Origin of the sequence: Actinomadura nitritigenes (assembly GCF_017573545.1) — a bacterium.
In the GTDB taxonomy this organism is placed as follows: Bacteria; Actinomycetota; Actinomycetes; order Streptosporangiales; family Streptosporangiaceae; genus Spirillospora; species Spirillospora nitritigenes.
The window spans coordinates 263,372-283,764 of sequence record NZ_JAGEOK010000006.1 but is presented as its reverse complement, the minus strand read 5'-3'; the positions used below and the strand labels follow the sequence as shown (position 1 = coordinate 283,764).

Here is a 20,393-nt window from a genome sequence, read left to right as displayed (position 1 = left end):
AGCGGCGGCATGCGGCGCCATGCCCGCGCTGGACGACGCCGACCGTGCCGGCGCCGGAACGTGCTCCCACGTCGGACGGGGCGGTGGGGCCCGCGGAGGTGGACGGGCCCCACCGGCGCGCATCGCTACGGGGGATCGCGTGCGCGCGTCTGAACCGGCAGCCCCTCCTACACGGACCCGCCCGCACCACCCTCCACGGACGGATGGGCTGCGTTGGTGGCACGAGCCGGGGTTCGCTGCCGGTCAGGAAGCGGGGGCGGCGGAGTTCTGGCCTCCGTTCGGGGAGTTGCCGGGCCGGCCGCCCCAACCGCCTCGGCCGCCCTGCGGGGCCAGGGAGGCGCAAGCCTGCATGGCCTTCTGCTGCGCCGCCGAGCGCGTCGGACGGTCAGTGGGACGGCCCGACGGACGACCCGACGGTGCACCACTGGGGCGACCCGACGGCGGCGCACCACCGGGTCCACCGGACGGGGCGCCGCTCGGACGGCCCGACGGCGCGCCGCTCGGGCGGTTGCCGCGGTCCGGCATCGTGACGCCCTGCTTCTCCATGCAGGCACGGAACGCCGACATCTGGTCCGCGCCGGCGGACTTGCCGGAACTCGCGTTCGCCTTGCCGCCGTCGCCGCCTCCGCAGGCCGCGGTGAGCAGCAGGGCTCCGGTGACGGCGAGACCGCCGAGCAACCGGCCCGCGCTGGCCTTGTTCATCTCATCGTCTCCTCATCGGTGGTCAACGGCCGGTGCCCTGGTTGACGGTCGTCGCGGTCACCGAGCCGTCCTTGCCGGTGGTGCCGCGCACGATGACCGTGGCGCCCGAACCGAGGTCGCGGAGCTTGCCGTCCTTGGTGACGCTGATCCTGGTGCTGCCGCTCGTCTTGACCTTCACGGTCTTGCCGTCCGAAGTCCGCAGGTAGAGGGTGTCGCCGACGACCTTGGTGACGGTGCCGACCGTCATGCCGCCGCCCGCTCCGGCGCCGCCGCCGAAACCACCGCCGAAGCCGCCGGGGCCGCCGGCCCCGTCGCGGCCGCCCTGCTCAGCGCCCGTGCCGCCGCCGCCCGCCTGGCCCGGGAAGCCACCGCCGTAGCCGCCGAAGCCACGCCCGCCCGTCCGGCCGTAACCACCTGCCGCAGCCGGACCTCCGCCCGGCGAGCCGGAATCGTCGGACGTCCATTTCTGCGCTTGGACACCGCCGAGGAAACCGGCGACGAGGAGCAGCCCGGCGCCCAGGTAGAGGGTCGGCCCCGGCAGGGAACGCTTCGCCGGCTTCCCGGCCAGCTCCGCGTCGAGGTCACCGTCGAACGGGGAACTCGCCAGCAGTTCGGAGTCGCCCATCGGCCTTTCGAGCACCTGCTCCGGCTCTCGGCCCGCCTCTCGATCCAGCAGCGGCGCCGCGCCGTCTCCCGGGGGCAATTCCCCGGCATGGTCTGGGGGTGCGGCGTGGCCCGGCGTCCCGGCCTGGGCTGGGGGTGCGGCGTGGCCTGGGGGTGCGGCTTGGTTTGGTGTCGCGGCTTGGGCTTGGGCTGGGGCTTCGGGGTGGGGTGTGGGGTGCCAGGGGGCCGGGGCTTGTGCGGGGCCCGTGCTCGCCCAGGGGCGGACGTGGTCCTCCGAGCCGGGGATGCCCTCGGCGTCGCGGTCTTGTTCGTCATGCCTTGAAACGCTCATCCGCGCCTCCTCTCCGTCGAAGCCCGATGACATCGGCTGCCCTCGCCGCCCGGCGTCCGGGACGCGGGCGGGCGGCGTGCTTCCGGGCGGTGCGAGGCCGCTCGGGTCCGCGCGTCCCGCCACCGAGCGGTCGCCCGGCTCGGCTCGCGAGCCCGGTGCGTCCGGGGCGCGGTCGGGCGGCGGGGCGGCGTGGCCGGGGCGGGCGGGTCTGCGGCGTCTGCGGGTCATGGGCGGTTCCTTGGTCGGTCACTCATGGCGGAGCGCCTCGATCGGGCGGAGCTTCGCGGCGCGGTTGGCCGGGTAGCTGCCGAAGAACAGGCCGATGGCGACCGAGACGGCCAGGGCGAGCACGATCGACGACGGCACCAGGACGGGTTTGACGCCGACGATCGTGAAGAGGCTGCCGGCGACGCCCGCGACGACGCCGAGGACGCCGCCGATGAGGGACAGGACGGTGGCCTCGGCGATGAACTGGCCGAGGATGGCGCCGCGGGGCGCGCCGATGGCCTTGCGGATGCCGATCTCGCGGGTCCGTTCGGTGACGGTGACCAGCATGATGTTGGTGATGCCGATGCCGCCGACGAGGAGGCTGATCGCGGCGACGGCGCCGAGCAGGACGGTGAAGGTCTTGTTCGACTCGGAGACCGCGGACTGGACGCTGGCCTGGCTGGAGACGGTGAAGTCGGCGGTGCCGGACGAGGCGATGTCGTGCCGCTGCCCGAGGATCTGGGTGATCTCGGCCTGCGCGGAGTCGACGGCGTCGCTGTCCTTGGCCTGGACGATGATCTGGCTCAGGGCGCCGTAGCCGGTGAGGGTCTCCTGGACGGCGGGCAGCGGCGCGATCGCGATGCTGTCGGGGTCGGAGAAGCTGGACGAGGACGAACCGGTCGCCTTGAGGACGCCGACGACGGTGAAGCGGATGCCGCCGACGTCGATCTTCCTGCCGAGGGGGCTGACGCGTCCGAACAGGTCGGAGGCGGTGGTGCTGCCGAGGACGACGGTCTTGTTCGCGGCAGTGACGTCGGCGGTGGTGAACGCGGTGCCGGACGCGACGGTCTTGTTCGCGGCGGCGAAGTAGGTGGGGGTGGTGCCGACGAACTGGTTGATGGTGGCGCTGGTGCCCTCGTAGCCGGCGGTGACGGACTGGCTGGTCACGACCGGGGAAGCGCTCTTGACGGACGGGGCGTCGGCCGCGTTGACGAGGGCGGCGGCGTCCTGGGTGGTGAGGTCGTGGGCCTGGGTCCGGGGGCCGGAACTCTCACCGGAACCGGCGCCGGAGCCGCCGAACCCGCCGAAGCCGCCTCCGCCGGCGTTCCCGCCCGGGCCGCCGCCGAAGCCGCCGCGTCCGCCGCCGCCACCGGTCGTCGACTTCGTGACGGTGAGGGAGTCGGCGCCGAGCCGCTGGATGCTCTTCTTGATCTGCTCGGACGAGCCGTTGCCGACGGCGACGAGGAGGATCACGGCGCCGACGCCGATGAGGATGCCGAGGGTGGTCAGGGAGCTGCGCAGCTTGTTGGCGGACAGCCCGCGCAGCGCGAACCGCAGGATCTCGAGGGGGCTCACCGGGCGCCCTCCGGGTTCCACGACGCGCCCTCCGCGGTCCAGGACGCGGCGGGCGCGGTCCAGGACGCGGCGGGCGGCGGGCCGGTGACGGGGGCGCGGCGGACGTCGTCGACCACGCGCCCGTCGACGAGCCGGACGACGCGTTTGGCGTGCGCGGCGACGTCGTCCTCGTGGGTGATGACGACGATGGTGCGGCGGGCGAGGCTCAGCCGGTCGAAGACGGCGAGGACGTCGGCGGTGGAGCCGCTGTCGAGGGCGCCGGTGGGTTCGTCGGCGAGCAGGAGGGTGGGGGCGGTGACGAGGGCGCGGGCGACGGCGACGCGCTGCTGCTGGCCGCCGGACAGCTCGTTGGGCTCGTGCCGGGTGCGGTCGGCGAGGCCGACCTCGCGGAGTGCGGCGAGGGCGCGGCGGCGGCGCTCGGGGCCCTTGACGCCGCCGTAGGCGAGCGGGAGTTCCACGTTGGCCTGCGCGGTCATCCGGGGGATGAGGTTGAAGGACTGGAAGATGAAGCCGATGCGGCGGTTGCGGAGGATGGCGAGGCGGCGCTCGTCGAGGGCGCCGACGTCGATGCCGTCGAGGAGGTAGCGGCCGGCGGTCGGGACGTCCAGGCAGCCGATGATGTTCATCAGGGTGGACTTGCCGGACCCCGACGCGCCCATGATCGCGACGTAGTCGCCGGGTTCGACGGTGAGGGTGACGCCGCGCAGCGCGTGCACGGCGGTGTCGCCCTCCCCGTAGACCTTGCTGACGTCGCGGATGCTGAGGACGGGCTCGGGGGCGTCCTGCCGGGCGGCGGGGATCACCTGCGGCCCCCGCCGCCGCCGGGTGCGCCGCCGCCGAGGCCGCCGGCGGGCCCGGCGCCGCCTCCGGGGAAGCCGCCGCGCTGGGTGGTGCCGCTCGTCCCGGTGCCGGTGGAGGTGACGACGACCTGGTCGCCCTCGTTGAGGCCGGAGGTGATCTCGGTGCCCTGGTCGCCCTTCACGCCGGTCTCGACGGTGACGGTGCTCTGCTTGCCGTTGCGGACGACGGTGACGGTGCTCTGCCCGCCGGCGGTCCTGACGGCGGCGGTCGGCACGTAGAGGACATCCTCGGCGGAGGCGGTGGTGATCTCGACAGTGGCGGTCTGGCCGAGCCGGACGCCGGACGGGACCTTGGTGAGCGAGATCGTCGCGGGGAACTTCACCACGTTGTCGGTGGTGGTCGGGGACAGCCCGATCGAGGTGATCTTGCCGGTGGCGGTCGTGCCGGTGAGGGCGTCGAAGGTGATGGACGCGGTCTGGCCGACCTTGAGCTTGGTGGTGTCGGCCTCGGTGAAGTCGCCCTCGAGCTGGAGGTGCTTGGTGTCGACGAGTTCGATGAACCCGGACCCGGACGAGGACGACGAACCCGACGACGACGAGGACGACGAACCCGACCCGCCGCCGCCCGACGTCCCCGCGCCGGACGACGCGGAACCGGAGGAGCCGGATCCCGACGAGGACGACCCGGACCCGCCGGAGCTGCCGCCGACGGTTCCGTTGACGGCGGTGACGGTGCCGGCGAACGGCGCCTTGAGGACGGTGCCCTGGTAAGCGCGCAGCGCGGAGTTGTAGGCGTTCTTCACCTGCAGGTAGCCGGCGTAGCCCTTGGCGGACGTGGTGTCGCCGCCCTCGGCGGCCTCCAGGTTGGCCTTGGCCTCGTCGATGTTCTCGAGCGCCTCGGTCTGGTCGAGCCGGGCGAGGACCGCGCCGGCGACGACCTTCTGGCCCGCCTTGACGTAGATCTTGGCGACCGTGCCGGACGTGGCGAACGACAGGTCGCGGCTGCGTGCGCTCTCCACCGAGCCGGACGCCGACACCGACGCCGACACCGTGCCGCGCTCCACCCGCGTGACCCGGGTGGCCGCCGCGGCGCCGTCACCTCCGTCGCCGAGGGTGAGGTATGCGGTGCCGGCCCCGGCCACCAGCAGCACGCCGAGGGCGCCGTTGATGAGCGTGGTCCGGCGTTGGAACGGCCAATTCATGCGAGAAGGCTCTTGGCCGCGGATGGGGCTCTCGTGAGGTGAATATGAGAATTGGATGAGAGAGCCGGGACCGGTGTGACGGGACGGGCTCATGCGGGCAGGTACAAGGGTCGCCCTCCCGCGTCGCGGCGCCGGATGGGCGGCGGTCGCCTGCCGTCGAAATGGCGGCGCCGGATGGGCGGCGACCGCATGCGGTCGAAATAGGGGCGTCGCAGGGGCGGTTGGCCCAGTCATGAGTGCAGCGAAGGAGCGGACCCGCGTCCGCATCGAGCAGGGCGGCAAGCGCATCCGGGCGTACCTCGGCGGCAACCTGGTGGCCGACACCATCGCGCCGGTTCTCGTATGGGAGATCCCCTACTACCCCACCTACTACATTCCGGCGGCGGACGTGCGGGCCGAGCTCGTCGAGGACGGTTCGGGCGACCGCTCGCCGAGCCGCGGCGACGCCACGGCGTACACGGTGAAGGTGGACGGTGCCGAGGCCCCGGGCGCGGCGGTCCGCTACCTGGAGTCGCCGGTCGAGGAGCTGCGCGGGCTCGTCCGGCTGGACTGGGGCGCCATGGACGCCTGGTTCGAGGAGGACGAGGAGGTGTTCGTCCATCCTCGCAACCCGTACACGCGGGTGGACGTGCTGGCGAGTTCCCGGCGCGTGCGCGTGGAGGTGGACGGTGTGACGGTGGCGGAGTCGTCCAGCCCCAGGTTGCTGTTCGAGACGGGTCTTCCGGTGCGGTACTACCTGCCGAAGACGCACGTCCGGATGGATCTGCTGGAGCACACGGACACCGCCACCCACTGCCCTTACAAGGGGACGGCGGAGTACTGGTCGGTGCGGGCGAACGGCAAGGTCCACGAGGATCTCGCCTGGTCGTACCCCACGCCGCTGGAGGAGTCCCGCAAGGTGGCCGGGCTGGTCTGCTTCTACAGCGAGAAGGTCGACATCTACGTGGACGGGGTGCTGCAGGAGCGGCCGAAGTCGCGTTTCTGAGCGGGGGCGGTCCCGGACGGTCTCGTCACCCGGCTGAGAAGGGTTAGCGGCCAGGCCACATCCGGGCGCGGAAGTTGTCAGCGGGCATTACACCATCGGATGGAACATCATGCGATGGTGTGATGCCTGTCGCTTTCTCTCGGCGGGACTTGCGACCCTACGGCTACGTAACCGTAGGTTACTAAGGCGTAAGTTAAGCCGACGGGGAGGCACCCTTGACCCCTGCACTCTCAGCACGGCCGGAACGGTCCGCGGCCGGGTCGCGGACCGCGGCCGGACGCCGGCCCGGAGCGGCCGGACGCCGGTCGGCACCGGGCGGCCGGCTCGCCGCCGCCGCGCGCCTGCTGACGACGCCGCTCCTGCCGGAGGACTACCTCGGCCTGCTCAACCCGCTGTGGTCCACCGCCGAACCGCGCGGACGCGTCGAGGCGGTGCGGCACGAGGCGCCCGGCGCCGCCACCCTGCTGATCAGGCCCGGGACGGCCTGGCGCGGGCACCGCCCCGGCCAGTGGGTGAAGATCGGCGTGGACATCGGCGGCGTCCGGCACTGGCGGACGTTCTCGCTGTCGTCCCCGCCCCGGCCGGACGGCCGCATCACGATCACGGTCAAGGCGGGCCGGGACGGCTTCGTGTCCGCGCACCTCGTGCACCGGATCCGTCCGGGCGCGATCGTCCGGCTCGGCGAGGCGGACGGCGACTTCACGCTCCCGTCGCCGGTGCCGCCCCGGCTGCTGTTCGTCACTGCGGGCAGCGGGATCACGCCGGTCATGGCGATGCTCCGGCACCTCGCCGCCGCCGGGAACGCGCCCGACGTCGTCCTCGTCCACTCCGACCGGCACGCCGGCGACGTCATCTTCGGCGGCGAGCTGCGGACGATGCCGGGGATACGGCTGCACGAGCGGCACACGTCCGCCGACGGCCGCCTCGCCCCGTCCGGCATCGCCGGCCTCTGCCCCGACTGGCCGGAACGGGACACCTGGGCCTGCGGCCCCTCCGGGATGCTCGACGACCTCGCGGAGCACTGGCGCGCCGCCGGGGTCGAGGACCGGCTGCGCGTCGAGCGGTTCCGGCTCGCGCCGGCCGCCGGCACCGGCGGCGAGGGCGGGCGCGTCCGGTTCACCGAGAGCGGCGTCGAGACCGACGCCGACGGGAGCACCCCTCTCCTCGACGCCGGCGAGCGCGCCGGCGCGCTGCTGCCGAGCGGCTGCCGGATGGGCATCTGCTACAGCTGCGTCGGCCGCCTCCGCTCCGGGCGGGTCCGCGACCTGCGCACCGGCGAGGTGCACGGCGAGGAGGGCCAGATCGTCCAGACCTGCGTCTCGGCCGCCGCCGGCCCCGTCGACATCGAACTCTGAAAGGGACCGCCGATGCCCGCAACGACCGACCACCTCACCCCCGCCGACTACGCCGCGATCGCCCGCGAGCTCGACGCCCTCCGCGACGAGGTCACCGCCGACCTCGGCGAGCGCGACGCGGACTACATCCGCCGGGTGATCCGCTGGCAGCGAGGGCTGGAGATCGGCGGCCGCGCGCTGCTGATGGCGTCCGCGCTGCCGCCCGCCTGGCTCGCCGGGACCGCGACGCTCGCCGTCGCGAAGATCCTCGAGAACATGGAGATCGGGCACAACGTCATGCACGGCCAGTGGGACTGGATGCGCGACCCGAAGATCCACTCCACGACCTGGGAGTGGGACAACGTCTCCCCCGCCGAGCAGTGGAAGCACTCGCACAACTTCGTCCACCACACCTTCACCAACGTCCTCGGCAAGGACAACGACGTCGGCTACGGCATCCTGCGCGTCGCGCCCGAGCAGCCGTGGCACTGGGGCAACATCCCGCAGCCGGTCTACAACCTGCTGCTGGCGATGTTCTTCGAGTACGGCGTCGCGCTGCACGACCTGGAGCTCGAGAAGATCCGCGCGGGCACCCACGACGAGGAGCTCACGAAGGAGAAGCTGCGCGCGATCGGGCGCAAGATCCGCCGCCAGTGGGGCAAGGACTACCTGGCGTTCCCGCTGCTCACCGGCCCGCAGTTCGCGTCCACCCTGGCCGCGAACTTCACCGCCAACGTGCTCCGCAACGTCTGGGCCCACATGATCATCTTCTGCGGGCACTTCCCCGGCGACGTCGACGTGTTCGAGGAGGACTACCCGCTCGACGCGGAGACCAGGGGCGAGTGGTACGTGCGGCAGCTGCTCGGCTCCGCCAACATCACCGGCGGTCCGCTGTTCCACCTGATGACCGGCAACCTCAGCCATCAGGTCGAGCACCACCTGTTCCCGGACATTCCGAGCAACCGCTACGCCGAGATCGCCCCGCGCGTCCGCGACCTGTGCGCGCGCTACGGCCTGCCGTACCACACCGGCTCGCTGACGAAGCAGGTCGCGAGCACCTGGAAGAAGATCTTCCGCTACGCCCTCCCGGGCGGGGCCCCGAAGCGGAAGCCCGCTCCGAAGCCCCCCGCCCGCGAACCCGTCGCCGCCTGAACCCCTACCCGGTCGCCCTAGCCGAGGGCCTGGGCGACCGGCAGGAAGAGCCGGGACGGGTCGTTGGCGATCGGTTCGCCGTACTCCATGACCGTGGTCGAGAAGAACGGGCTCAGCCCCCGCCTCTCCGCCCACGCCACCAGTTCCGGGTGCCGGTGGTCGATGTCGAGACGCACCGGCCCCGGCGGGACGATCTCGTCCACGAGTGACAGGGCGGTCCCCTCGTCGCGGGCCACGACGGGACCGACGAGGGCCCGCCCGTCGTTCCACCACACGCCGCCGAAACCCGCGATGCCGGACCCGTCGCGGACGACGTTGAAGGTCGCGCAGAACGACGGCAGCCCGTCCACGACCTGCGTCCGGTCCGCGCCGAACACCTCGGCGTCGAGCGCGCGGACGGCGGGCATGTCCGCGGGCGTCGCGGGCACGGACACCCCCTGCCGCGACGGCCCGTCGACCTCGCCCGTGTAGGTGGTGCAGGTCCCCACCGAACGGAAGCCCAGATGCTCGTACAGGGGGCGGCCCATCGCGGTGGCGGTCAGGCAGAGGCTCGCCGTCCCCGCCTCGTCCATCGCGTGGCGCATGATCCGGGCGCCGAGGCCGCGCCGCTCGTAGCGCTTGGCGACCAGCACCATGCTGATGGCCGCGACGTCCTTGCCGTACGGCGTCGACACCACCGTGGCGGCGAGGCCGCCGTTCCCGTCGTCGATGCCGTAGACGTCGCCGACGGAGAAGAGGAAGCGCCACTTGCGGTCCTCCTTCCCCCACTCGCGGTCCGCGGCGAGCCGCTGGCACGCGGGAAGGTCGTCGATCGAGAGCCGCCGCACGGGTGAATCCATGGGACGCGACGCTAGGACGTCACCGGGCCCGGTCTCAACTGGATTGCGCGGCCCCTCACGCCACGCATTACCCCTCACGTCATCGACCCGATGACCGTCCGCGGGAGATCGTCGTGGTGCACGCACCGAGACGGACGAACCGGGGAGATCCCTTGTCAACCACCGCGACACCGCGAGCGGGCAGGCGGCCGCAGGACGGCGCGCCCGCGCACGCCGCGCCGGGCGCCGGACTGCTGGTCCTGCTCATCGGCATCTTCATCACCACGCTCGACTTCTTCATCGTCAACGTCGCGATCCCCGACATCCAGGGCGACCTGCACGCGGGCACCGCCGCCACGCAGTGGGTCGTCGCCGGGTTCGGGCTCGCGCTCGGCGGCGGGCTGATCACCGGCGGGCGGCTCGGCGACATGGTCGGACGCCGCAGGATGTACGCCGCCGGGCTCACCGCGTTCACCGTCGCGTCCCTCGCCTGCGGCCTCGCCCCGACGCCCGGCGCGCTGATCGCGTCCCGGGTGGCGCAGGGCGTCGCGGCGGCGATGCTGATGCCGCAGGTCCTCGGCATCATCAACGGCGCGTTCGAGGGCGCGGCACGGGTCCGCGCGTTCACCGCCTACGGCCTCACGATGGGCTTCGGTGGCGTGTTCGGGCAGCTCATCGGCGGCGCGCTGATCCAGGCGGACGTCCTCGGCAGCGGCTGGCGGAGCATCTTCCTGATCAACGTCCCGATCGGCGCCGCCACCGTCGCGCTCGTCCGCCGCACCGTCCCGGCCACCCCCGCCGCCCGCGGCACCCGGCTCGATCTCGCCGGGACCGCGCTGGTCACGCTCGGCCTCGTCGCGCTCGTCCTGCCGCTGATCGAGGGGCGCCGGCTCGGCTGGCCCGAATGGACCTGGTTCTCGTTCGCCGGGTCGGCCGTCCTGCTCGCCGCGTTCGCGCTGTGGCAGCGGCGCAGCGGCGCCCCGCTGATCGCCCCGACGCTGTTCCGGGAGCGCGCCTTCACCGTCGGCGTCGGCATCGCCCTCGCCTACCAGCTCGCGATGGCGTCGTTCTTCCTCTACCTGGCCCTCTACCTGCAGCAGGGACGCGGCCTCAGCGCCCTCCAGTCGGGCCTGCTGTTCACCGCCCTCGGTGCCGGCTACTTCGCCGCCTCGACCCGCGCCGGAGCGATCGCGGCCCGGATCGGCCGGCAGGTCCTCGCGCTCGGCGCCGCCGTCCAGGCGGCCGGCTGCCTGCTGCTGATCGACGGCATCGCGCAGGACGGCGGCGTCGCGTGGCTGATCCCCGGCCTCGCCCTCGCCGGCGCGGGCATGGGCCTCGTCCTCGCCCCGATGTCGGCGATCGTCCTGGCCGGTGTCGGCGAGCGGCACGCGGCGTCGGCCGCGGGTGTCCTGTCGACGTTCCAGCAGGTCGGCGGCGCGGTCGGGGTCGCGGTCGTCGGGATCGTGTTCTACGACGTCCTCGGCGCCCACCCGCTCCCGGCGGACGTCGCCGACGCGTTCGAGGCGGGCCTGCTGCCGATCATCGGCTTCTGCACCGCCACCGCGGCCCTCGCCCAACTCCTCCCGAAGCCGCCCCGCCCATGACCCACCCGAACCGTCCGCCCCGGCGCCACCCGCCGGGGCGGCCGCATGCCGGGGCGGCCGCATGCCGGAGGGCACGGGGTCATAGTGAGGCGACGACGATGATGACGATGATCCCGGCCATGAAGAGGACCTGGTTGATGAGGATGCGGCCGGCGAGTCCGCGAGGCGCCTTCGGGCCGTCCGCCAGGTCGAAGATGAGCAGGGGCCGTCCGAGGGTGCACACGATCAGCCAGGTCAGCGTGATCGCCGGGACCATCGCGGCCTTCTCTCCCGAGAGGCCCATCTTGCCGTGGGCCACGGCCAGCCATCCCAAGGCGACGGCGACCCAGATCAGGCCGTACACGAGGGAGGCCCCGTAGCCCAGCCACTTTCCCTCGCGCAACGCCAGTAGTTCTATGAGACCGAGCTCGGAGAACATCACCCAGAGCGCCACGACCTGCTCCCCTAGTGCGTCAGGCCCGGCAGGGGCCTCGATCGGTGCGGAGGCGTCAGTCGACGGGGTCGTCGCCTGAGTTGTAGTGGGCGTCGTGTTGCTGGCGGGGGGAGCAGACGGAGGCGGACGGGCAGGAGCAGCGGCGGGAGCCGACCTTCACCGTGATCCGGTCACCGGGCACGTTGTAGCCGATGACCTGGCCGTCCCCCTCGGGGGTCGAGACCTTCGCGCCGAGGCGCGGCGCCTTCTCCTTGAACTCGGTGTAGAGCGGGTGCTCGTACTTCAGGCAGCACATGAGGCGGCCGCAGGCGCCGGCGATGCGGAGGGGGTTGACGGGGAGGTCCTGCTCCTTCGCCATGCGGACGGAGACGGGCTCGAAGTCCTTGAGGAAGGTGGCGCAGCACAGGTCGCGGCCGCAGGGGCCGATGCCGCCCTGGAGGCGGGCCTCGTCGCGGGGGCCGACCTGGCGGAGCTCGACGCGGGCCTTGATGTTGCGGGCGAGGTCGCGGACCAGGGCGCGGAAGTCGACCCGGTGCGGGGCCGTGAAGTAGATCTTGAAGACGTTGTCGGTGTCGAGGTAGTCGACGCCGATGACCTTCATGGGCAGCTCGTGGCGGCGGATGAGGCGCTTGGCGATCGAGCGGCCCTCGGCGCGGCGGCGGCGGTTCGTCTCGTCGCGGGCGAGGTGCTCGTCGGTGGCGGGGCCCGCGCATTCGGGCAGGCCGCCGATGTCGTCGGACACCCACTGCGGCGCCCACACGCACTCGGCGACCTCAGGGCCCCCGTCGGTCGGGACGAGGACCTTGTCGCCGACCTTCGGGGTGTGCGGGCCCGGGTCGAGGTAGTAGAGCCGTCCGTAACGGGTGAAGCTGACGGCCATCACCATGCCCACGGTTCGCTCCGTTCGCCCGGTTTCGTGCGTCCACTGTACGGCGGAGCCGGGCGGAGATCACCAGGCCGCGTCGGCGAGATCCGCTCCGGGGAGCGCGCCGGCGCCCTCGGCGTAGAGGCGGCCGTCGCCGCCGGTGATCAGGAGCCTGCCCTTGTCGCCGGTGTCGAGGCCGGTGATCAGGCCGTCCAGCCGCTGCTTCCAGACGACCCGGCTCGGCTTTCCGGTGGCCGTCGAGTACGCCTGGACGGACGCGACGGAGCGCTGGGCGACGCCCGCGGCGACGGTCTTCCCGTCGCGGCTGAGGACCGCGCTGGTCGTGCCCTTGGGCAGGGCGGCGACGGGCTTGCTGGCCTTGAGGTCGCCCGCGGCGCCCCGGGTGTCGAGCGTGCGGAACTCGTGGCGGACCTCGGTGTACCCGCCGCCCGCGCGCCGGACGGGGTTCCACACGAACGCGAGCGTGTCGCCGGCCCAGGAGAGGCTGCTGACGCGGGCGGGGTAGCCCGTCGTCCACGTCTTGCGGGCGCCGGTGCGGGCGGAGACGACGTCGACGCGAGCGCGGGCGCCCTTGTAGGTGACGTAGGCGATGCGGTCGCCGTCGGCGGACACGGCCAGGTCCGACCATGGCGCGGAGGCGCCGGGGATCGTCGCGGCGGGGATGTCGGTGAGGGACTCGGGGCGCCCGTCGGCGGCGAGCTTGAGCCGGTGGAACGTGACCTTCCCGGCGCCGGAGGACGCGACGACGTAGGAGTCGCCGTCGCCCGCGACATGGTGGAAGCGGCGCCCGTCGGGGGCGGCGACGGGCAGGCCGAGGGCGGCGCCGGTGCGGGCGTCGCGGACGGTCAGCGCGGTGCCCGCGCGGGTGACGCCGACGACGGCGTGCGGGGCGGCCGGCGTGGTGTCGGCGGCGGCGGCCTCCGCGTCGTGCTTCTTGTTCGCCTCGCGCTGGTGCCGGTGGACCAGGTCGACGCTGCCGCCGGCGAACAGCGCCGCGGCCGCGGCGACGCTGACCGGCAGGGCGGTCCGCCATACCTCCCGGAACCGGATCCCGGTCCTGCTCTCGTCGTTCCCGCCGTCCATGGGGTCGGTCCGCACCGCCTCTCCGCTGCTCGGCATTTCATATACCGCGCGGCATCGGCCCGGACGGGCGGAGTTACCACTTCGAGTCCGAGCCCGGTGCCGCGAGGCGCAACGACCCTAGTGGATCGCCGGGCCGGACCGTAATGTCAGCCCAGGGCCGAACGGGCCGCCTCCACCAGGGACGCGCGGTACGAGCCGCCGAACAGCGCCACGTGGACGAGCAGCGGGTGCAGCTGGTGCAGCGGGACGCGGTCGCGCCAGCCGGGCGCGAGCGGCGCCGCCTCGTCGTAGGCGGCGAGGATCCGGTCCAGGTGCGGCGTCCCGAACAGCGCCATCATCGCCAGGTCCGTCTCGCGGTGCCCGCCGTGGGCCGCCGGGTCGATGAGCATCGCCCGGCCGTCCGTCCACTGCACGTTCCCCGACCACAGGTCGCCGTGGACGCGGCTCGGCGGCTCCGGCGGCCCGGCGAGGTCCTCGACGCGGGCCATGACCCGTTCGACGAGCCGGACGTCGTCCGGGGACAGGTGCCGCTCGGCGCGGCGCAGGAACGGCTCGAGGCGGCGCTCGGCGTACCAGCGGGGCCAGCCGCGGCCGTCGAGGGTGTTGTCCAGGGGCAGGTCGGCGATGAACCCGCCCCAGGGCGCGCCGTAGGCGTCCGGACGGGCGCCGGTGTGCAGGGCGGCCAGCTCGCGTCCGAACCGTTCGGCGGCCTCCCGGGTGGGCGAGGCGGACGGCAGCCACGGCAGGACGAGCACGCGGTCGTCCGCCGCGAGGACGGCCGGGACGGGCGCGTCCGGCCCCGCCTCGCCCAGCCAGCGCAGCCCGGCCGCCTCCGCCGCGAACACGCCCGCCTGGTCGGGCGCGGCCTTCACGAACACCTCGCGGCCGTCGGCCAGGGACGCACGGTGCAGCGTCCACGCGTGGCTGGAGCCGAGGCCGCTGACCGCCCCGACCGGGCTGCCCAGCAGCCGCCCGACGCGCTCCCGCAGATCGGCCGGGCCCGGCATGTCAGGCGGCCTTCAGCCCGGCCCGGATCTCCTCGAGCAGGCCCGGGATCGCCGCCTCCACCTGCTCCAGCACCAGGTCGAAGTCCGCGCGGCCGCCGTAGTACGGGTCGGGGACGTCCAGGTCGGCGCCCGCCTCCGGGTCGAACTCGCGCAGCAGCCGGATCCGCGCCCGCGCCTCGTCGTCCGGCGCCATCGACCGCAGCGCCCGCCGGTGCCCCTCGTCCAGCGCGAGGATCAGGTCGTAGCGGTCGAACCAGCCGTCCTCGAACTGGCGGGCGATGTGCGCCGACCGGTACCCGGCCCGGTGCAGCGCCGCGATCGTCCGCTCGTCGGCGCCGTCGCCCACATGCCAGCCGCCGGTGCCGGAGCTGTCGACCTCGACGTCCAGGCCCTCGGCCTCGACGTGGTGGCGCAGGATCGCCTCCGCCATCGGCGAGCGGCAGATGTTCCCCGTGCAGACGAAAGTGACTCGGTACGGCATGGCCCCATCATGCCCCAGGTCACCGCACGCTCACGGCGGCGGCGGGCGGGAACGGGCGCGGCCCCCGGCCGGGAGGGTCCCGGGGGCCGCGTGTTGGAAGAGGGCCTACCGCTGGACGGCGTGGAGCGCGTCCACGATGCCGTTCCCGAAGAACCCGTTCTGCTCCTTGGACCCTTCACAGGTCTGCGTGGAGGTGTGCTTGACCCACTTTCCGCCGGACTGCGTGTACCAGACGTACTCGACGGTGCTCGGGCTCGGGCACGCCTTGGGCGTGGCGCTGCCGCGCAGCTTCCACTCCACGAAGTCCGGGTCGAGGGTGAGGCCGCCCTGGCGGTCGCGGTGCCCGTACTTGCTGATGATGAGCGCGGCGACGCCCACCGCGTGCGGCGACGCCATCGACGTGCCCTGCAGCGACTGGTAGTAGGCGCACGTCTTGCCCTTGCAGCTGCGGATCACGTACGACACCTTCGGCGTGCCGTCGGCGTTCAGCTCGCCGCGCTCCTTGGCGAGGCGCTCGGGGTAGGCGGCCCAGATGCCGCCGCGGTCGTCCGGCCGCTGGGCGGCGTTGTCGACCTTGTCGCCGCCGGGCGCGGCCACCGCGACGTACCCGTTGCCGAAGCTGCTGTAGTACGACTTGCGGGTGCTCGGCCCGGTCGCCGAGATCGCGATGACGTGCTTCCCCTCGGACGGCATCGACTGGCAGCTCGCCGGGATCGTCCGCTCGTACGGCTTCTCGCCGGGGTAGGACGGGAAGTCCGGGCTCGTGTCGTCGATGTTGGTCTTGGTGTAGTCGACGAAGTCGTTGCCCGCCGCGGAGATCAGCGTGACGCCGTGCCGGTGCGCGAAGTCGAGCGCCCGCTGCGTCGCCTGGATGATGGTGCGCTGCTCGAGCTGGTCCTCCGGCTTGTCCGCCGGGTTGTCGGCGCAGTTCCACAGCCACGGGTCGATGTAATAGGACATGTTGACGACGTCGATGCCGTGCTTCGCCGCGTAGGTGAGCCCGTCGACGGTCGGCTGCAGGTAGAACTGCCCCGAGTCCTGCCCGACGCGCAGGTTCACCAGCGTCACGTTCGGCGCGACGCCCGCCGTTCCGAGGCCGTTCCGCGGGGAGGCGATCTCGGACGCGACGTGTGTTCCGTGGTCGTTGTCGTCCCAGTCGACGGGGTCGACGCAGGACTTGAACTCGCACGGGCCGTCCAGGACGTTGCCGTCGGCGTCGGTGGGGATGTCGTGCGTGAAGTTCCGGCTGAGCCTGCGGTCGAAGTTCGGCTTGATGTCGGGGTGGTTCCCGTCGACGCCGGTGTCGAGGATGCCGACGAGGACCTTCTTGGAGCCGGGCTCGGCCTTGTACGACCCGTTCGCCGTCGCGTGGATCTGCTTCATGTCCCACTGCAGGTCGGCGAGCGGTTCGGTGTCCTTGGACGGCTTGCCCTTCACCGCCACCGGGCCCTGGGAGCCGACGGTCTTCTCGACCTTCGCGGCGGCCTTCTTCTCCTTCGGGGCCTCGCCGATGACCCGGTTGTGCGCGGCGCCGTCGAGGGCGCCCTGCCGCATCACCGCCTGGACGAACCCCGGATTCGCGGACCGGACGGTGGCGACGCCCACATCGGTGTTCTCCTTGACGATCGAACCGCCGGCCGCCTTCACCGCGTCATGGGCCCTGCCGAGGGAGACGCCGTCCTTGTAGAGGACGACGTACTCCGACGCCTCGCCTTTCGCCCGCGGCCCGACCGGTGCCGCGGACGCTGGAATCGCGAGCGCCGCCGTGGTGACGACGGCGCACGCGGCGGAAATCAAGGCTCGCCGCAAAGCAGACCTCCTGGCCATGGGGGGAGCTCGCCCTCGTTCGGCGTGCTATGGCCAGCAGACGGTACGGGTGCGTCTGTTGAGAGAGGCGTACAGATCTGTAACAAAAGGGGACGAGTTATGTTAATCCAAGACGAGTTGTCGAATAACGGTGCTCATCCGGCGCACGGCCGGACCGCGCGGGAACGCGACCGGGACGCGCGGCGATGCGGCGGGGGCGCTCAGCCGGTGCGCAGCGCGAGCGTGAGCGCCTCGAACGCCAGCTGCGGGTTGACGTTGGCCGCGACCCGCTCGCGGCACTCCATGATCGCGTCCAGGCGGCGCAGGGTGTCCTCCGGGCGGCCCGCGGCCGCAGCCGTCCGCAGCTCCGGGCCCAGCTCGATGTTGACCAGGTCGCTGCCCGCGCCGAGCTGGAGCGCCAGCACGTCCCGGTAGTAGGAGGCCAGGTCGAGCAGCGTCCGGTCCAGGGCGTCGCGCATCACCCGCGTCGCCCGCGACTTCTGCCGCCCTTCGAGCTCCTTCAGGGCGCCCGCCGTCCCGCGCGGCATCCGCCCCTTCTCGCTCTCCCCCAGCGCCTTGCGCAGCGCCGACGTCTCGGTCTCGTTCAGCTCGACCGTCTGCGCGTCCCGCTCGGCCTCCGCCGCCTTCACCAGGATCTCCGCCGCCGCGACGGCCGGGCTCACCCCGGTCAGCCGGCGCGGGACCGCCACCACCCCGTCGCGGACACGGCGCATCCGCGGGTCGGTCGCGAGCAGCCGCGCCCGGCTGATGTGCCCCTGCGCGGCCCGCGCGACGATCTCCGCGGTCTCCCGGTCGACGCCGTCGCGCTGGACGAGCATGTCCGCGACCGCCGCGATCGGCGGCGTCTGCAGCGTCACCTGCCGGCACCGCGACCTGATCGTCACGAGCAGGTCCTCCGCCGACGGGGTGCACAGCAGCCACACCGTCCGCGGCGGCGGCTCCTCGATCGCCTTCAGCAGCGCGTTCGCCGCGCCCTCGGTGGCCCGGTCGGCGTCCTCGAACAGCACGATCTGCCGGCCGCCGCCGCTCGGCGACGACGACGCCCGCAGCACCAGCGCGCGAGCGTCCTTGATCCCGAACGACAGCCCCTGCGGGCGGACCACCTCGACGTCCGCGTGCGTCCCCTGCAGGACCTGGTGGCAGGACGCGCAGTGCCCGCACCCGCGCGGCGTCTCGGTGCACTGCAGCGCCGCCGCGAACGCCCGCGCGGCGGTCACCCGCCCGGACCCGGGCGGCCCGGTGAACAGCCAGGCGTGCGCCATCCCGCCGCCGGTCCCCGCGGCCGCCGACGACAGCTGCTCGACGACCGGCGCCTGCCCCACCAGGTCATCCCACACGCTCATGTGAACAAGGCTAAGGGCTGCGCGCCCTCCGCCGGGACGCGTCCGCCCATGGTGGAGGCGGCGCCGCGCGCCCGGACGCGCCGCTAGACGTCCGTGATCGCCGGGAAGGTGCTCGTCGCGTCCTCGGTACCGGCCGGGATCGGGTCCGGCAGGATCTCGCGGATGCGGTACTGGATCTCCCGGCTCAACTCGGCCTGCGGGCGGCTCGCGTCCAGCACGAGGTACCGGTCGGGATCGGCCTCGGCGAGCGCGCGGAACCCGGCCTGGACGCGCTCGTGGAACTCCTGCGGCTCGGACTCGATGCGGTCGGCGGGGGCCGACAGCCGGCGCAGCCCGTCCGCCGGCGGGACCTCCAGCAGGACGGTCAGGTCGGGCAGCAGGCCGCCGGTCGCCCACGCGTTGACGCGGGCGATGTCGTCGACCGGCTGCCGCCGTCCGTGGCCCTGGTAGGCCAGCGACGAGTCCAGGTAGCGGTCGCTCACCACGATCGCGCCGCGCTCCAGCGCGGGCCGGACCACGTTCGCGACGTGGTCGGCGCGGTCCGCCGCGTACAGCAGGGTCTCGGCCCGGTCGGACAGCCCGGTGGTGTCCCGGTCCAGCAGCATCGCGCGCAGCCGCATGCCGATCTTGGTGGCGCCCGGCTCGTGCGTGGTGACCACGTCGTAGCCGTGGTCGCGCAGCCAGATCGCGGCGAGCCGCGCCTGGGTGGTCTTGCCGGCGCCCTCGCCGCCCTCGAACGCGATGAACACGCCGTGCTCGCGGCGGACCGGCTCCGGCTCGGCGACCTGCGACGGCGGGACGTACACCTCGCCGCGCAGCGCGGCCCGCAGGTCCGCGACGAGCGGGATGCCGCGCCGGTCGTCCAGCCTCCGGTAGGCGACGGCCCCGGCGACCAGGGCGAGGACGGCGGCGATCAGCAGCGCGGACATCGAGCCGTCGAGATCGTAGCCGTCGCCGACGTCGATCCGGTGCGAGCCGAGCGCGCCCGCGACCGCGGGGACGGCCGCGACCGAGACCAGCACGACGACGAGCGCGATCGACCGCCGGAACGCGCGCGGGCGGTCGCCGCCCGGCGCCTCCCCGTCCGGCGCGCCGAGCCCGCGGACGGCCGCGGACGCGGTGGACCAGGCGGCCCCGGCGGCGACGCCGAGGAACGCGGTCACGAACGCCACGACGACGAGGTTCCGCACGAGCGCGGCCACGATCAGCAGCAGCGCAGCGGCGATCACCGCGAGGCCGAGGAGCCGGCGGCGGCTGAACGGGCCGAGGACGCGCGGGCCGAGGAACAGGCCGGACGCCAGCCCGGCGGCGAGCCCGGCGAGGACGGCGCCGTAGCCCGCGTCCCCGCCGCCCAGCTCGCCCGCGTGCACCCGGGCGACGGCGGCGATCGCGCTCGCGGCGAGCACCGCGCCGCCGATCGCCAGGCCGAGGCCGCGGCCGGCGCGGTCGAGCCCGGCGCCCTGGAAGAGCAGCTTCAGCGGCGCCGGAACCGTGATCGGCTCCGTCGCCGGGACGTCCCTGACCAGGGCCGTCAGCGCGGCCGAGACGGCGAACACCACCGCGGTCGCGTACAGCGGGAGGTCGGCGCGGTGCGACGCTCCGAGCGCGGCGTTCGCGATCAGGGCGAGCAGCGCGAACGCCAGCGCGGCGAAGGGCGCGGGACCGAACGCGGCCCGCGCCGCCGAGCGGCGGGCGCCGGCGCGCAGGTCGTCCTCGGGGGCGCCGCGCGCCACCACGGCCCCGCCCGCGGAGGCGCTCACGGTCGCGTCCGAGACCAGCGCCGGAAGCCCGGCGGTCGCCGCCGGCGTCCACAGCAGCGACAGGCAGCCGACCAGGAACGCGGCGGCCAGCGTCCACGGCAGCGCGTCCACCAGCGGCACCGTCAGGACGACCACGAACCGCAGCCCGTCCGCGATCAGCAGCGCCAGGCGCCGGTCGATCCGGTCGGCGAGCGCCCCCACGAGCGGCGCGAGCAGCACCGCCGGGAGCACCAGCAGCGCCAGCACGCCGCCGACCGCCCGCAGCCGTGCCCCGGTGTCGTCCTCCGGCAGCACCGCCATCGCCGACAGCGCCGGGACCGTGAGCCATTGGCCCAGGCCGGACGCCGAGAGCGCGAGCCGTAGCCGCCGGAACGTCCCCGCCGCGGCGGAGAGCGACGTGGCACCTGGCTGCGGCGCGGCGGGGTGCGGCCGAGTGGCGTCCGTTCTGGTCATGTCGG

Annotated in this window: 18 protein-coding genes; 4 read left to right on the top strand and 14 right to left on the bottom strand. The window is 73.6% G+C overall.

The features are described from left to right. Positions 1–243: 243 nt before the first annotated feature. The 5 genes from J4557_RS11185 to J4557_RS11165 form a co-directional block, all read right to left on the bottom strand. A complete protein-coding gene (locus J4557_RS11185) occupies positions 244–702 on the bottom strand; it encodes a hypothetical protein (RefSeq protein ID WP_208266411.1) in 459 nt (152 codons plus the stop codon). Positions 703–724: 22 nt separating this feature from the next. Then, the gene (locus tag J4557_RS11180; protein WP_208266410.1) at positions 725–1,327 is read right to left on the bottom strand and encodes a single stranded DNA-binding domain-containing protein; all 603 of its coding nucleotides are present in this window, start codon (positions 1,325–1,327) and stop codon (positions 725–727) included. A 576-nt stretch (positions 1,328–1,903) separates the two neighbouring features. Beyond that, positions 1,904–3,220: an ABC transporter permease gene (locus tag J4557_RS11175; protein WP_208266409.1), complete on the bottom strand. Its 1,317-nt coding sequence runs from the start codon at positions 3,218–3,220 to the stop codon at positions 1,904–1,906. Beyond that, on the bottom strand, positions 3,217–4,023 hold the full coding sequence (locus tag J4557_RS11170) for an ABC transporter ATP-binding protein (RefSeq protein ID WP_307799645.1): 807 nt from the start codon (positions 4,021–4,023) through the stop codon (positions 3,217–3,219). Before J4557_RS11170 ends, J4557_RS11175 begins: the two co-directional genes overlap by 4 nt. Next, complete coding sequence (locus J4557_RS11165; RefSeq protein WP_208266408.1) at positions 4,020–5,222, bottom strand: efflux RND transporter periplasmic adaptor subunit; 1,203 nt, start codon at positions 5,220–5,222, stop codon at positions 4,020–4,022. Before J4557_RS11165 ends, J4557_RS11170 begins: the two co-directional genes overlap by 4 nt. Positions 5,223–5,454: 232 nt before the next feature. Between J4557_RS11165 and J4557_RS11160 the strand changes: the two genes are divergently transcribed. The 3 genes from J4557_RS11160 (at position 5,455) to J4557_RS11150 (ending at position 8,693) form a co-directional block, all read left to right on the top strand. Then, on the top strand, positions 5,455–6,207 hold the full coding sequence (locus J4557_RS11160) for a DUF427 domain-containing protein (protein ID WP_208266407.1): 753 nt from the start codon (positions 5,455–5,457) through the stop codon (positions 6,205–6,207). 215 nt (positions 6,208–6,422) lie between these two features. Next, on the top strand, positions 6,423–7,562 hold the full coding sequence (locus J4557_RS11155; RefSeq protein WP_208266406.1) for a ferredoxin reductase: 1,140 nt from the start codon (positions 6,423–6,425) through the stop codon (positions 7,560–7,562). Positions 7,563–7,574: 12 nt separating this feature from the next. Further along, on the top strand, positions 7,575–8,693 hold the full coding sequence (locus J4557_RS11150) for a fatty acid desaturase family protein (protein WP_208266405.1): 1,119 nt from the start codon (positions 7,575–7,577) through the stop codon (positions 8,691–8,693). Positions 8,694–8,710: 17 nt separating this feature from the next. On the opposite strand, the gene J4557_RS11145 is transcribed toward J4557_RS11150, so the two are convergent. Continuing rightward, a complete protein-coding gene (locus tag J4557_RS11145; RefSeq protein ID WP_208266404.1) occupies positions 8,711–9,532 on the bottom strand; it encodes a GNAT family N-acetyltransferase in 822 nt (273 codons plus the stop codon). 152 nt (positions 9,533–9,684) lie between these two features. On the opposite strand from J4557_RS11145, the gene J4557_RS11140 reads away from it, so the two are divergent. Continuing rightward, the gene (locus J4557_RS11140) at positions 9,685–11,115 is read left to right on the top strand and encodes an MFS transporter (protein WP_208266403.1); all 1,431 of its coding nucleotides are present in this window, start codon (positions 9,685–9,687) and stop codon (positions 11,113–11,115) included. Between the two features lie 79 nt (positions 11,116–11,194). Here the strand turns inward: J4557_RS11140 and J4557_RS11135 are convergent, their stop codons facing one another. The 8 genes from J4557_RS11135 to tmk all read right to left on the bottom strand — a co-directional run bounded on the left by J4557_RS11135 (position 11,195) and on the right by tmk (position 20,388). After that, the gene (locus tag J4557_RS11135) at positions 11,195–11,548 is read right to left on the bottom strand and encodes a hypothetical protein (RefSeq protein WP_208266402.1); all 354 of its coding nucleotides are present in this window, start codon (positions 11,546–11,548) and stop codon (positions 11,195–11,197) included. A 55-nt stretch (positions 11,549–11,603) separates the two neighbouring features. Then, positions 11,604–12,434, bottom strand: a complete 831-nt coding sequence (locus tag J4557_RS11130) for a PSP1 domain-containing protein (RefSeq protein WP_208266503.1) — start codon at positions 12,432–12,434, stop codon at positions 11,604–11,606. 63 nt (positions 12,435–12,497) lie between these two features. After that, positions 12,498–13,553 carry a TolB-like translocation protein gene (locus J4557_RS11125; protein WP_243775567.1) on the bottom strand — a complete coding sequence of 352 codons (1,056 nt, stop codon included), beginning with the start codon at positions 13,551–13,553 and terminating at the stop codon, positions 12,498–12,500. Positions 13,554–13,663: 110 nt separating this feature from the next. Continuing rightward, positions 13,664–14,524 (bottom strand): fructosamine kinase family protein, encoded by an 861-nt coding sequence (locus J4557_RS11120; protein WP_208266401.1) that lies wholly within the window; start codon positions 14,522–14,524, stop codon positions 13,664–13,666. Position 14,525: 1 nt separating this feature from the next. Beyond that, positions 14,526–15,005: a low molecular weight protein-tyrosine-phosphatase gene (locus tag J4557_RS11115; protein ID WP_208266400.1), complete on the bottom strand. Its 480-nt coding sequence runs from the start codon at positions 15,003–15,005 to the stop codon at positions 14,526–14,528. 105 nt (positions 15,006–15,110) lie between these two features. Beyond that, the gene (locus J4557_RS11110) at positions 15,111–16,814 is read right to left on the bottom strand and encodes a S8 family peptidase (protein WP_208266399.1); all 1,704 of its coding nucleotides are present in this window, start codon (positions 16,812–16,814) and stop codon (positions 15,111–15,113) included. A 218-nt stretch (positions 16,815–17,032) separates the two neighbouring features. Beyond that, complete coding sequence (locus tag J4557_RS11105; protein ID WP_208266398.1) at positions 17,033–18,175, bottom strand: DNA polymerase III subunit delta'; 1,143 nt, start codon at positions 18,173–18,175, stop codon at positions 17,033–17,035. Positions 18,176–18,258: 83 nt separating this feature from the next. After that, entirely contained in the window at positions 18,259–20,388 is a 2,130-nt protein-coding gene (tmk, locus tag J4557_RS11100) for a dTMP kinase (RefSeq protein ID WP_208266397.1), read from the bottom strand. Positions 20,389–20,393: the final 5 nt, after the last annotated feature.